Source organism: Ruegeria sp. AB11 (assembly GCF_056536325.1).
The window spans coordinates 2,993,241-3,006,821 of the sequence record NZ_JBQFJO010000001.1; the positions used below are offsets into that span (position 1 = coordinate 2,993,241).

Annotated in this window: 13 protein-coding genes; 6 read left to right on the plus strand and 7 right to left on the minus strand. The window is 58.0% G+C overall.

The features are described 5' to 3' along the window. Window positions 1–110: 110 nt before the first annotated feature. Window positions 111–779: a Crp/Fnr family transcriptional regulator gene (locus tag ACR3EJ_RS14970; RefSeq protein WP_170538990.1), complete on the plus strand. Its 669-nt coding sequence runs from the start codon at window positions 111–113 to the stop codon at window positions 777–779. A 232-nt stretch (window positions 780–1,011) separates the two neighbouring features. Here ACR3EJ_RS14970 and ACR3EJ_RS14975 read toward each other — a convergent pair whose 3' ends face one another. The 6 genes from ACR3EJ_RS14975 to rpiA all read right to left on the minus strand — a co-directional run bounded on the left by ACR3EJ_RS14975 (window position 1,012) and on the right by rpiA (window position 7,216). After that, window positions 1,012–2,460, minus strand: coding sequence for a Do family serine endopeptidase (locus ACR3EJ_RS14975; protein WP_480423350.1), 1,449 nt, complete (start codon window positions 2,458–2,460; stop codon window positions 1,012–1,014). Window positions 2,461–2,636: 176 nt separating this feature from the next. Beyond that, window positions 2,637–2,831 carry a DUF2065 domain-containing protein gene (locus ACR3EJ_RS14980; protein ID WP_010439218.1) on the minus strand — a complete coding sequence of 65 codons (195 nt, stop codon included), beginning with the start codon at window positions 2,829–2,831 and terminating at the stop codon, window positions 2,637–2,639. After that, window positions 2,831–3,727 (minus strand): protease modulator HflC, encoded by an 897-nt coding sequence (gene hflC, locus ACR3EJ_RS14985; RefSeq protein ID WP_010439217.1) that lies wholly within the window; start codon window positions 3,725–3,727, stop codon window positions 2,831–2,833. Before hflC ends, ACR3EJ_RS14980 begins: the two co-directional genes overlap by 1 nt. Beyond that, window positions 3,727–4,869 carry an FtsH protease activity modulator HflK gene (gene hflK, locus ACR3EJ_RS14990; protein WP_170538986.1) on the minus strand — a complete coding sequence of 381 codons (1,143 nt, stop codon included), beginning with the start codon at window positions 4,867–4,869 and terminating at the stop codon, window positions 3,727–3,729. Before hflK ends, hflC begins: the two co-directional genes overlap by 1 nt. Window positions 4,870–4,941: 72 nt before the next feature. Then, a complete protein-coding gene (gene gor, locus ACR3EJ_RS14995) occupies window positions 4,942–6,300 on the minus strand; it encodes a glutathione-disulfide reductase (RefSeq protein ID WP_170538984.1) in 1,359 nt (452 codons plus the stop codon). Window positions 6,301–6,430: 130 nt separating this feature from the next. After that, window positions 6,431–7,216, minus strand: a complete 786-nt coding sequence (gene rpiA, locus ACR3EJ_RS15000) for a ribose-5-phosphate isomerase RpiA (RefSeq protein WP_170538982.1) — start codon at window positions 7,214–7,216, stop codon at window positions 6,431–6,433. A 167-nt stretch (window positions 7,217–7,383) separates the two neighbouring features. Between rpiA and ACR3EJ_RS15005 the strand changes: the two genes are divergently transcribed. The 4 genes from ACR3EJ_RS15005 to ACR3EJ_RS15020 are packed head-to-tail and all read left to right on the plus strand — an operon-like array spanning window position 7,384 to window position 10,863. Continuing rightward, window positions 7,384–8,085: a glutathione S-transferase family protein gene (locus tag ACR3EJ_RS15005; RefSeq protein ID WP_170538981.1), complete on the plus strand. Its 702-nt coding sequence runs from the start codon at window positions 7,384–7,386 to the stop codon at window positions 8,083–8,085. A gap of 1 nt (window position 8,086) precedes the next feature. Then, the gene (locus ACR3EJ_RS15010; RefSeq protein WP_010439206.1) at window positions 8,087–9,460 is read left to right on the plus strand and encodes an L-serine ammonia-lyase; all 1,374 of its coding nucleotides are present in this window, start codon (window positions 8,087–8,089) and stop codon (window positions 9,458–9,460) included. A gap of 26 nt (window positions 9,461–9,486) precedes the next feature. Continuing rightward, window positions 9,487–9,903 carry a GFA family protein gene (locus ACR3EJ_RS15015; protein WP_170469215.1) on the plus strand — a complete coding sequence of 139 codons (417 nt, stop codon included), beginning with the start codon at window positions 9,487–9,489 and terminating at the stop codon, window positions 9,901–9,903. A gap of 45 nt (window positions 9,904–9,948) precedes the next feature. Continuing rightward, entirely contained in the window at window positions 9,949–10,863 is a 915-nt protein-coding gene (locus ACR3EJ_RS15020) for a DMT family transporter (RefSeq protein ID WP_170538978.1), read from the plus strand. Here the strand turns inward: ACR3EJ_RS15020 and ACR3EJ_RS15025 are convergent. Then, window positions 10,808–11,515, minus strand: a complete 708-nt coding sequence (locus ACR3EJ_RS15025; RefSeq protein ID WP_170538976.1) for a thiamine diphosphokinase — start codon at window positions 11,513–11,515, stop codon at window positions 10,808–10,810. The genes ACR3EJ_RS15020 and ACR3EJ_RS15025 overlap by 56 nt on opposite strands. 120 nt (window positions 11,516–11,635) lie before the next feature. Here ACR3EJ_RS15025 and ACR3EJ_RS15030 point away from each other — a divergent pair, with 120 nt between their 5' ends. Beyond that, the gene (locus tag ACR3EJ_RS15030; protein WP_480423050.1) at window positions 11,636–13,348 is read left to right on the plus strand and encodes a hypothetical protein; all 1,713 of its coding nucleotides are present in this window, start codon (window positions 11,636–11,638) and stop codon (window positions 13,346–13,348) included. Window positions 13,349–13,581: the final 233 nt, after the last annotated feature.

The window sequence follows — 13,581 nt, forward strand, 5'->3', positions numbered from 1 at the left end:
CGGTCGGATCACTCAGCGTTAATATCTGATGAATTTTCTTGGCTTAGAACGCAAGCTGTGGAAAGCTGGGGCACCACCCGCACCACTCAACTCCGGAGACAATCGCCCGCATGATGGCTTTCCCCAATAGCGGATTCCTATCCGAAGCCTCTGAAGAGCTGCGCACAATGCTGGCGGCCCAGGCCACAGAATTGACGCTCGACCGGGGCGATGTACTGTTCGAACAAGGCGACCCAGGAGAAGCCCTTTATGCAATCCTGTCCGGCAAGCTCGAGGTATCCTTTTTGGCCATGAGTGGACGTAAACTGTCGCTTAGGCTGATGCGCGCTGGCGAAGTGTTCGGCGAGATTGCTCTGTTCGACAGCGGTCCCCGGACCGCCACTGTCACCGCAGCAGAGCCTGCCAAAGTCCTTCGCGTTCGTCACAAGGATGTCATGGAACAGATCCGAAAGAACCCCGATCTCGCGGTCGACTTGATCCGCCTCGCGGGTGTGCGCATGCGTTGGATGGGCGATCAGTTGAACGAGCAGGTGTTCCTGCCAATGCCGATCAGACTGGCGCGCAAGCTGTTGCATTTGGCAGGTCAACAAGACAAACCGACGGCTCGGATCACGCTGTCACAAAGCGAGCTGGCTGAATTCGTCGGTGCAACGCGTGAAGCGGTGTCAAAAACCATATCGACTTGGAAACGCGACAATGTGGTCGAAGCCTCGCGTGGAGGTCTGCAAATCCACGATTTCGACGCACTACGGCAACTTGCCGAATCTGATCTGATCTAAATTTGCACGGATGTGATCCGCTTCACATACGCGGCATCAAGATTGCCCTAAGGTCAATCCTGTTACCGTAGGAGGTCGGTTTTATCATCCCCGATATCTGTCCACCGACCTCTCCCTGTACAAGAGCCATATGCCTTCCCCGGCATATGGCTTCTTTCTTAACAAAGTATGAATAAATGAAGAAAGGCCGGGATATTCACCCGGCGTTCATAAATTTTGATTGGAATGCTGTTTACGGTGCCAGGCTCAGCGCCACAAAGCGAGGCTCTCCCCCACGCCGTACCAACAGCAACAGCGATTTGCGCCCAGCCTCTCGCGCCTCTTCCATGCGGGCCTCAAGATCAGCAATTGAAGTCACCTTTTGCTGCCCCGCCTCGGTGATCAGATCGCCGGTGCGCAGGCCTTTCTCAAAGGCTTCCGAAGCTTCATCCACATTGGTGACCAACAGGCCCTCGGCATCGGCGTCCAGCCCCAATTCCTCGCGCTGGCTGTCGCCCAACGGAGCGATGGTCAGGCCAAGAATATTCTTGTCCTCTTCGGTGGGCGCTTCGGCTTCTGGCTCACCACCTTCCTCAGCGCGCTCGGCATCCTCGCGGCGGCCAAGAGTTACCAACACGGTCTGAGTGCCGCCATCGCGGTGCACGACTACGCGTACCGATTTGCCCACGGTGGTCTCACCCACCTGCCGCACAAGGCCGCGCGTATCTTCGACCTCGACACCATCAAAACTGATGATCACATCTCCGGCCAGCAGTCCGGCTTCCTTCGCGGGACCTTCGGGCACATCGCTGATCAGCGCGCCGCCGGGTTTGTCCAGACCCATTGCCTCGGCCATATCCTCGGTCACGTCCTGAATGCGCACGCCCAGCCAGCCGCGGCGGGTTTCACCAAACTCGCGCAACTGATCGACAACCTTGATCACCACGTTCGAGGCCATCGAGAACCCGATCCCGATCGAGCCGCCATTGGGCGACAGGATCGCTGTGTTCACACCGATCACTTCGCCATTCATGTTGAACAACGGACCGCCCGAGTTCCCGCGGTTGATCGCCGCGTCTGTCTGGATATAGTCGTCATACGACCCGCTCAGCGCCCGGTTTCGCGCCGACACGATCCCGGCCGAGACCGAAAATCCCTGCCCAAGCGGATTGCCCATCGCAATCACCCAATCCCCGACGCGCGCTGTATCGCTGTCTCCGAATTGGACATATTTCAACGGCCCTTCGGCTTCGACCTTCAGCAGCGCGATATCGGTTTTTTCGTCCCTGCCGATCACCTTAGCAACCAGCTCTTCTGCAGGCTGACCATCACCAGGAAAGAACTCGACTAGAATTTCATCGGCTTCGGCGATGACGTGGTTGTTGGTGACGATATACCCGTCTTCCGAAATCACGAACCCCGAGCCCAGCGCGTTGCTGCGGCGCGGGCGGTTTTCGTCATCCCCGCCATTGCGGTCCTGAAACTCGCGGAAAAAATCCTCGAACGGAGAGCCTTCGGGCACGATCCCCTGCGGACCGGTCTGACCTTCGATCAGGGTCGAGGTGGTAATATTGACCACCGCGGGGCTGATCTTTTCAGCAAGCGGTGCCAGACTGTCACCGCGCGACTGCGCGGCCACTGACTGTGCAAGAACCAGCAGCATCCCCAAAAAGGCCAGCCACATAAGCCGCATCATTACCATAACATCGTCCCGCCGGACGGACACACTGCGCGCTTTCGCCTGCACTTGGGGTCTCCTTGTCGACACTTCTTTTGCGGGCAATCAAAGATCACCCTTCTTAGCAACCAATGTAGTCAGTTTGGCCAAGCCCGCAACTCGGGATCGCGGGGAAATCACCGGTGCGTGAAACCATCGCATCAAAAACCGACCTGATATGCGCCCCACAACAGGATCAAACCGCTGACGACACATAGCAATCCAGCCAAACGCCGCGCCTGTTCAGGCAGAGTTCTCAGCGCCTCAAGCATGCGCTCAATAAGCGAAGGGGCCAGCGCATATGCCAGCCCCTCAACGATCAACACCAGCCCAAAGGCCAGAAGGATCATACCCATTACTCGGAAGCCGCAGCGGCGGGCGCCCGACGTCCAGTCGGCGAAGCAAGGTAGTTGAAGAACTCTGAATCCGGGCTCAGGATCAACGAACTGTTGCCGCCTTGTAGGGCGTTCTCGTAAGCTGTCAGCGAGCGATAGAATTCAAAGAATTCCGGGTCTGCGCCATAAGCTTCGGCAAAGATCGAGTTCCGTTCGGCATCAGCTTCACCGCGAATGATTTCAGCCTCGCGATTTGCGTCGGACACCAGTTCAACCACGGTTCGGTCGGCCTGCGCGCGTACACGCTGCGCCGCCTCGTTACCACGGGCACGTTCGTCAGTGGCTTCGCGTTCACGTTCGGCCTTCATCCGGTCAAACGTCGCTTCGAGGTTCGCCTGCGGCAGATCGGTGGCTTTCAGACGCACGTCGATCACGTTAACGCCCAGCGCCTGCGCTTCGGCAATCGCACTGTTGCGGATTCGCAGCATCAGCGCAGCACGGTCCGAGCTGAGAATATCACGGGACGATACCGAACCCAGAACCTCACGCGTTTCAGCGCGCAGGATACGGTCAAGGCGATCCTCGGCAACCGGGATGCCACCGACACCGACAGCCTGACGGAACTGGTTCAGGTCCGAAATCCGGTAGCGCGCGAAGGCGTCAACCACGAGACGGCGATCGTCCAAAGGCGTAACTTCCAGCGGCTGCACATCGATCGACAGGATGCGGTCATCATAGCGCACCACTTCCTGAATCAACGGGATTTTGAACGCCAAGCCCGGCTCTTCCTTCACTGCAACAACGCGGCCAAATTGCAGAACCAGCGCGCGCTCGCGCTCATCCACGATGAAGATCGAGGACAGGATGCCGACGATTGCGACGAATACGATCGGCAGAATGATTGTCGATTTACGCATTAGTTGCTCTCCCCTGCAGGGCTACGGCGCAGTTCATTCAGCGGCAGATACGGGACGACGCCCTGCCCTGATCCTGTGGAGTTTTCATCCAGAATGATCTTGTCAACATCGCCCAGAACCTGCTCCATCCGCTCCAGGTACAGACGTTTGCGGGTTACATCCGGCGCTTTGGAGTACTCTTCCAAAACCGCGCTGAAACGACTGGCCTCACCCATTGCGCTGTTGATCTGTTGGGCACGATAGGCCTCAGCCTCTTCCAGAACCTGAGCGGCTTCACCCCGCGCTTCGGCCAGAACGCGGTTGGCATAAGCATCCGCCACGTTCTGCAACCGGTCGCGTTCCTGCGCGGCGGCCTGAACATCACGGAACGCGGCAATCACGTCCTGCGGCGGGTCGGCTTTGTCGAAGTTCACACGGACGATGTTCACACCTGAATCATAGCTGTCCATTGTCGCCTGAATCAGTTCCTGCAAACGGTCGGCAATAATGCCACGATCCCGGTTCAGGATTGGTGCCAGCTCGCTTTGCGCAATGATCTCACGCATGGCCGATTCCGAAACGGCACGGATCGTCTGCCGCGGATCGCGCAGGTTAAACAGATATTTGGCCGGGTCGTTAATGTTCCAGACGACCTGATAGTCGATATCGACCACATTTTCGTCCCCGGTCAGCATCAGACCATCGTCGCTGCCGCGGGCACCACCCATGTCTTCGTTTTGTTCGCGGGTGACCGGAATCACCTCTGCGGTGACAAGAGGCCAAGGCGCGAAATTCAGGCCTGGATTTCCAACAGCCGAGAATTCGCCCAGAAACAGCTCAACAGACTGTTCTTCGGGCTTAACGGTGTAGAAGCTTGCCGCAGCCCAAAGACCTGCTGCCACCAGCACACCAATTGCAATTGTGCCCTTGGTAAATGCCGGACCACCGCCGCCGCCTTTGCCATTGGTCCCACGGCCACCGCCGCCGCGACCGCCCATGAGGACGCGCAGCTGCTCCTGGCCTTTTTTCATCAGCTCGTCGATCTCGGGGATCTGCGGGCCGTCGCCTTCGGGGGGCTTGCGCCCGTCCCCGTTGTTACCCCGATTTCCTCCGCCTCCAGATGAGCCTCCGCCCCCCCAGGGGCCGCCGCTGTTGCCCGCCATTTGTATCTTTTCCCTTATATTGGACCGTGTGATCACGGGTTCCCTTGTAACGTGTGTGCGCGCGCTTGCAAATCAAGCCGTGCGCACAGGTTGCCGCATTGTCACCAGTTCTTCGGCCATGACTGGGTGAACTGCAACAGTGCGGTCGAAATCTTCTTTGGTGGCCCCCATCTTCACGGCAATTCCAGCCAGTTGGATCATCTCGCCCGCGCCCGGAGCCACAATGTGACAGCCCAACACCTTGCGGGTGGTCTGCGACACGATCAGCTTCATCAGAACCTTCTGCGAGCCACCTGCAAATGACTTCTGCATGGGCTTGAACGAAGTCGCATAAACCTCGATCGATTCCTGCGCAGCCGCCTCTTCTTCGCTGAGGCCTACTGTGCCCATTTCTGGCTGCGTGAAGATCGCGGTCGGGATCAGTTCGTGATCCACTGGGGTCGGGTTGCCCTTGAAAACCGTCTCGACAAAGGCCATGCCTTCCCGGATCGCAACCGGAGTCAGGTTCACCCGATCCGTCACATCGCCAATGGCGTAGATCGATGGCACGCCGGTCTGGCTGTATTCATCCACGATGATCTCGCCCTTGCGGCCGCGTTCGACACCCAACGCCTCGAGCCCAAGATCATCTGCATTGGGTGCGCGGCCGGTGGCATACATCACCACATCGAACTGATCTTCACTGCCATCGGTGGCTTTGGCACGGATCTTGTCGCCAGCTTTGGTCATTTCGACCACGTTGGTTTCCAGACGCACATCAATGCCGTTCTGGCGCATCTCGTCGCAGATCAGGCCGCGCGCTTCTTCGTCGAAGCCGCGCAAAATCTGAGGTCCACGATAGAACTGGGTAGTCTTCACCCCTAATCCGTTCATGATGCCGGCAAACTCACTTGCGATATAGCCGCCACCCACAATCAGGATGTTTTCGGGTAATTTTTCCAGATGGAATATCTCGTTTGAGGTGATCACCAGATCCGAGCCGGGAAACTCGGGCACAACCGGACGCCCACCCGTGGCGATCAGGATGTGCTTGGCGGTCTTGCGCGTCCCGTCAGCCAGTTCAACCGTATGCGGATCGACCACACGGGCCCTCTGATCAAAGCTTTCGACACCGTTGTTTTTAAGGATGTTGCGATAGACGCCCTCCAAACGGTCCAACTCAGTCACCAACTTGCCATGGAATAAGTTCCAGTCGAACTCACCGGGCCGAATATCCCAACCGAATGCCTGAGCATCTCCGACCATCCCAGAAAATTCGCTGGCAAAAACCATCAATTTCTTAGGCACACAGCCGCGGATCACGCAGGTTCCGCCGTAACGATCCTCTTCTGCCAGCGCCACTTTGGCACCGGTCTCACCCGCAGCTACACGCGCCGCGCGTACACCACCCGAACCACCTCCGATGACGAACAGATCATAGTCAAAGCTCATACATGCGTTCCTTTGCTTGCCGCGTGGCTAAAATTCAGTGGATATCTGGGCGCAAAATTCAAACTGCCAACCCCTGAGCGCTGAAATATCAAGATTTCATCAGATACCCGCCGCGCTATCTGACCCGACCTTAATCTGCCAGATCGGAGAACAGGTTGTCCCCACCCTCGCCCAGCATGTTGGTCAGCACAGTGCCTTCATTGAGGTCGCGCAGTTCAACGCGCCCGTCACCATGGCCGACGATCACCTTATCGCAAATGTCAATGAACAACCCGTTCTCAACCACGCCGGGGATCTGGTTCATCACCAGCGCCAACTGCCGCGCATTTCCGATCCGTTTGAGGTGCAGGTCCAAGATGTGATTGCCCTCATCCGTGACCTTGGGGGCCTCGCCATTCATCCGCAAAGTAACTGAGGTGCCCAGCACATCCATCGTGTCCAGCGCCTCTTCGATCAGCGTGCGGGTGGTCTGCCAGCCGAATGGGATCACCTCAACCGGCAAGGGGAACGCGCCTAGCGTCTCGACCTCTTTGCCGGCATCGGCGATCACCACCATCTGGTCGCTGGCCGTGGCCACGATCTTTTCCTGCAGCAGCGCAGCACCGCCGCCCTTGATCAGATTGAATTCACCATCGAATTCATCCGCGCCGTCTATGGTCAGGTCCAACCATCCAGCCTGATCCAGCGAGATAACCTCGATCCCCTTTTCCCGCGCCAATTGCGCGGTCGCGGTCGAGGTTGGAACGCCTTTGATCGACAGACCTTCGTCGCGCACCCTCTCGCCTAGACGGCGGACCAGCCACGCGGCGGTCGACCCGGTCCCCAGGCCCACGCGCATTCCACTTTGGACAAGATCGGCGGCACGGCAGGCCGCAACATATTTTGCTTTGTCGATGGGCGACAAATCCTTGATCATGGCAGCTTCCCCTCAGAATATTGACGGACTTATAGGGAATGCCCCGCGCAACTGCGAGAGGCAATTCACTCGATCGCAGCGCTAACTTAACACTTAACGACGAGTTTCCTATAGGAAACGTCGTAATCGATCACTATACTGGTCGCCAGACACTCTAGAAAGACGTCATGGAATCGACTTATCGCCTTCACTATGCCCCCGACAATGCCTCACTGATAATCCGATTGGCATTGGAAGAGATGGGCTTGACGTATGAGACGGCGCTGGTCGATCGCACACGTAACGCACAAGACAGTGCCGCTTATCGAGCACTGAATCCCAATGGGCTGATTCCCGTATTGGAAACACCACAAGGGCCAATTTTCGAGACTGCCGCAATCCTGTTGTGGCTGGCCGACACGCACCAACAGATGGCCCCCGCGCCCGAAAGCGCCGATCGGGCGGCGTTTCTGAAATGGCTGTTCTTTGCTTCAAACACGTTGCATGCCGATCTGCGCATCCTGTTCTACGCTGAGAAATACATTGACGCAGCACAGGCTGAAGCGTTGCGTGCCGGTATTCGCCCCAGATTGCGCCAGCATCTGAAGCGGCTGGATGATTTGGCCCAAGGCGCGCCCGATTGGTTCAACACGCAGGTGCCCTCGGCCCTGACCGTCTATGTCGCCTGCATGATGCGCTGGATGGCGCTTTATCCCGCCAAGGCTGACCGCAGTTGGTATCAGCTGGCCGACACACCCTATTTGCAAAAGATACTGCATCAACTCGAATTTCGCCCGGCAACCCGATCGGTCATCGCTGCCGAGGGTTTGGGGGCGACGCCGTTCACATCTCCAACCTACGCCACCCCTCCAGAAGGCTCAGCTACCTGATATGTTTCTCTCAGTTTTCGATATGTTCAAAGTGGGCATTGGCCCATCGTCGTCACACACCATGGGCCCTATGGTCGCCGCCGCACGGTTTCTTGATCTGATGCGTGCATCACCGTTTGAATTTGCGGGTTTGCGCGGCTCATTGCATGGATCGCTTGCTTTCACCGGCGTCGGCCACGCGACTGACCGCGCTACGATCCTTGGTCTCGCCGGGTTCGTGCCCGACACGTATGACAACGATAAGGCCGAGGCCGCGCTGACGCAGATTTCCGATACGCATACGGTAACCCCAGAAGGGTTGCCTACGCTAAGCTTCGATCCTAAGGCCGATCTGATATTTGACTACGACAACAATCTGCCCGGCCACGCCAACGGCATGATCCTGATGGCCACCGACGCACAAGGCGATGTCATATTGCGTCAGGTCTATTATTCCATTGGTGGCGGCTTTGTCCTGACCGAAGAAGAACTGGCTGAAGGCAAGGCAACCGACGAAGGTGCGCCTGTGCCTTTCCCGTTCAAATCCGCGGCGGAAATGCTGCAGATGGCCAAGGACAACGGCAAAAGCATCGCTCAGATGAAGCGCGAAAATGAAATCGCGCGCGGTTGCGCGGATAGCTTTGCCAAAGGCACGGCACGTCTTTGGCAGGTCATGAATGACTGTATCGAGCGCGGCTTGAAAACCGATGGCATCCTGCCCGGTGGCCTTAGCGTGCGCCGCCGCGCCAAGGGGATCCACGATGCCCTACTGGCCGAACGCGGCATGAACTTGAACGCGCCGCATACGATCAACGACTGGATGAGCGTCTATGCGATGGCCGTGAACGAGGAAAACGCCGCCGGAGGTCAGGTCGTCACCGCCCCCACCAATGGCGCGGCAGGCGTGCTGCCTTCAGTCTTGCGTTATTACCTCGATCATGTCCCCGGCGCGTCCGAAAGCCATGTCGAGGATTTCCTGCTCACCGCGGCCGCCATCGGCGGTCTGGTCAAGTTCAACGCCTCGATCTCGGGCGCCGAGGCGGGCTGTCAGGCAGAGGTCGGAAGCGCCTCGGCAATGGCTGCCGCCGGCATGTGCGCTGTGATGGGTGGTACGCCCGAGCAGGTGGAAAACGCCGCCGAGATCGCGCTCGAACATCACCTCGGCATGACATGCGACCCGGTCGCGGGCTTGGTGCAGGTGCCTTGTATCGAACGCAATGGCCTTGGCGCGATCAAGGCCGTTTCGGCAGCGTCACTCGCGCTGCGCGGTGACGGTAAGCACTTCATGCCCCTGGACGCGGCCATTGAAACCATGCGCCAGACCGGCGAGGATATGCACGCGAAGTACAAGGAAACCTCATTGGGTGGGCTGGCCGTCAACGTGCCGAACTGCTGATCTGACAGCAAGAAAGAGCGGGTGACATGCGCGGACATTGCCTATGCGGCAAGATCGGATACGAGGTTGACCCTCCGGTTCTGTCCTGTGTCACCTGCCATTGCGATAGCTGCCGTCGCCAATGTGCGGCCCCGATGACCACCTACTTCGGGGTGCGCGACGGCAATTGGCGCTGGACCGGAGAACAGCCGACAAGGTTTAACTCCTCCCCCGGGGTCGAGCGCAGTTTTTGCCCCCATTGCGGTACGCCTATATCCTTTCGGTCTACCGTGATGTCGGATGTGATGCACCTCTATGTGGCAACGCTAGAAAACCCCGAAGCGCTGACCCCGACCTTGCATGTCGCGCACGAGGAAAAGCTAAGCTGGCTGCAGCTTGGTGATGGCCTGCCCACCTGCATCGGCCCGGATTACACCAAAGTCCAACCCCTGTCCGACACCTGAGATCAGAGCTTCCCCCTCTGCCGCGAAAACGCTAGCGTCGCGCACATGACTCAGGATCGTCCCGTTTTTGGCATCGTATTGATGCTCGGCTTTTGCGTGCTCGCTCCGCTTGGTGACGGGATGGCGAAGCTGTTGGGCGAAACCATTGCTCTGGGTTTGTTGGTTCTGGTGCGGTTCGGCGTGCAAGCGATGATCCTGATCCCACTCATCGCTGTGACCGGCAAGCCGTGGCGGATGACATCAATGGTCCTGCGTCTGACGATGGTCCGTACGCTGCTGCACATTGTTGGGATCGCGGCGATGTTTACCGCGCTGCAATATATGCCGCTGGCCGATACTGTCGCCATTGCTTTTGTGATGCCGTTTATCATGCTGCTGCTGGGCAAGTACGTTCTTGGCGAACAAGTCGGCCCGCGCCGCCTGATTGCCTGTGTCGTGGGTTTCATCGGCACTTTGCTCGTCATCCAACCTAGCTTTGCGCAGGTTGGCGCTCCTGCGTTACTGCCTTTGATCGTCGCCGTGGTCTTTGCCCTGTTCATGCTGGTCACACGCCAGATTGCCAAAGAAACAGACCCGGTTGCGCTGCAAGCGGTTTCGGGGGCTATGGCGACAGCTCTCTTGTTGCCGATCGTCTATGTGGGCTCTCAGGCTGACCTGCCCGCCATGTCATTGACGATGCCCAAGGGTGAAACGCTTTGGCTGCTGCTGGGCATCGGCGTGCTGGGCACTGTGGCACATCTTCTGATGACGTGGTCGCTGCGCTATGCACCGTCCGCGACCCTCGCCCCGATGCAATATCTTGAAATTCCCGTCGCCACACTGATTGGCTGGTTGATTTTCCACGACCTGCCCAACGGCCTTGCCGCGCTTGGCATCGGCATCACTATCGCTGCCGGGCTTTATGTCATCCTGCACGAGCGGGCCAATGCCCGGTCTGGCCCGACAGAAACGCCTGCATGACCTGATCCAACGCGGAGCGGGGCAGGATCGCCAGCAGACCAGGCGCGTCCACCTCAAGTGCAAGTGCACCTAGCGCCCGGTTCGAGGTTCCGACCCGCCCGTCCGGTTCAAGCACCAGATCGTTGATCGGCCATTCAAGCCCATCGCTGCGCCCGGTCACCCGTCGCAAAGGGAACAGAGAAACGGTATCTCCAGCCGTCAATTCCAGCCGGATCTGGGGCGGCGCGTGAAACACTATTTCGCGTGCCCCTAACAGGATACAGGGCCGGTCCTGCAAACGAACGAGCGTATTGAAGGCGACCAACTGGTGATCAACCCGAGCGCCCAGAAATCCCGCTGCCAGGACGACCGGGGCACTGACATTTCGAAGGGCTTTGTCGAAATCGGTGCTGTTCTGTTCGGATATTGGATGCAACCGATCAGCCGGTATCTGCGCGCGATGGCTGGATGAAAGCGAATCGAAATCGCCGATCACCGCATCCGGTATCCGGCCCGAATCAATCAACGCGGCAGCGCCCCCATCCGCTGCAACAGCGCTTTTGACGCGATTCAGGACCAGACTCACATCTTCAGATGTGATTTCCCCCCCGCCAAACAGACCGATTGGCATTTCAGCCTGAACAATCACACCAGATTCCACAAGATTGACCATAATTCCCGGTTTTGGACATAATGAAACCACAAAATGGTAGCTTCATGACTAGAGTTTCGAGTCGATTGCTGCTGCTGTGTCTGGCGATCGGCCTGGTAGTTTGTAAAGGACATGCGTCTGATGGTACAGAACAACAAGGTACTTACCGTTTCCTACGGAACCTTTTCATGCACGCTCGAAGGCTTCGACGATTCATTTGAAACGATGAAAGCCATAGCCGAGTATTTCCGGGATCTCGCGGCGGACGACCGCTATTTTGGTTCTGAGCCCCCTCAGCCCGATGCCGAGATGCTGACCCGCATCGCCCAGCGCGATGTCGCACGAAAGGTAGAAGCCAGTCAGAACGACACCGGTCTGCTGCTACGCGCGACCGAGACCGACGCCCCTGCAGTACCGACCCCCGCTGCAGTCGCGAGTGCGCCTGAGCCTGCACCTGTACAGACCACCGATGTCGTTCCCCCCGCCTCTGCGCCCGTCGCGGCACATTCCGCTCCTGCAGCGGACAGCCCTGCGGCGGACAGTATTGCGGCCAAACTCCAGCGCATCCGGGCTGTGGTTTCGCATTCCGAAGAAGTCTCCCCCGGCTATTCAGAGGACGAAGACTCCAGCTATCTTCAGCCTGTGAAGCCAAAGGTTGATGCCATCTCTGCCGCCTTTGAAGCAGGCGCATTGGATCCCGCCGACTTGCAGGAAACAGAAGAAGATACCTTCCCTGCGCCCGAGCCCGAGCTGACTGCCGAACCGGAACACATCGAAGAGTTAGCCGAAGCACAGGCCGACAAGGCGGCTCATGTTTCGGAACCAGAAAGCTCAGATGAATTGGTTGAAGAGACCTCAGATGAAACGGTTGAGGAGACCTCCGACGATCTAAGTGCATTGGTCGCTACCGCGGAATCGGCGAATGAAGCTGAAGAAATCGAAGCGTCGGAACCTGCCACAGCTGATGTAACGGAAAAAGACGTTCTGTTTTCTGATCTGGATGATGAGGCGCCTGAAGTCGAGGAAGAAAACCCATCAAACATTCTAGGCGATGAAGCCAGCAGCGTTGCCTCTGAGGCATTGACCGGAATCGAGCACGGCATCATCTCGGTCGAGGAAGAAGCGCTTTTGTTGGATGAGATCGCGCTTGTTGAATCCGAACTCGAAGCAAATGCTGAAGCCGACGTGCCCAGTATTTCCGGACCAGATGAAGACGTCTCGCGCCTGATGGACGAAGCAGATGTTCAGCTGGACGATCCCGCTACCAGCGATCAGCGTGAAACCTACTCGCACTTGCGCGCTGCGGTCGCCGCGACCGAGGCCGAACGCGAAGCCGTAAGCGACAAGACAAAGACACCCGAAGATGATTTTCGCGGCGATCTGGCATCAGTCGTCAATCCACGTCGTCCCGCGGTTGAAGTCACCAGCCAGCGCCCGACCCCAGAATCGGCTGCCCCCTTGAAGCTGGTTGCCGAACAGCGCATCGATACCGAGAACGCCGATACTGGCCCTGTTACGCCGCGCCGGATCACTTCAACTGATGAAGACACGGGTGAAGAAGAAGGCGGATTTGCCACTTTCGCACAGGAACAGGGCGCCCAGTCGCTGCCTGATCTGCTTGAAGCTGCAGCTGCCTATCTGTCCTTTATCGAAGGTCAAGAGCAGTTCTCGCGCCCGCAACTTATGAACAAGGTCCGCTCGCTTAAGCAAGATGCGTTTAATCGCGAAGAAAGCTTGCGCTCCTTCGGTCAGTTGCTTCGCGATGGCAAGATCGAGAAAGCCGGAGGTGGTCGTTTCGCCGCCTCAACCGAAATCGGCTTCCGCCCCAATGACGACGAACGCGCTGCGGGCTAGGTCCCAGCGTATCCATTACCCCCCTCGAGTCGTAGTAGGGCCAGAGGATACTCTGGCCCTAATTCTCTTAATAGCGCGGCTTCGGCGCGACCAACCAGATTAGAATAATAAGGCCAACGCCACGTAGGGGCCGGTCAGGATCAGATCGATCACTTCACGTCCATCTTGAAACACAACATCCAGATGGCGGCACCCACCGGCGACGCTGATGCCAGGTCGCCATTTCTAGCTGG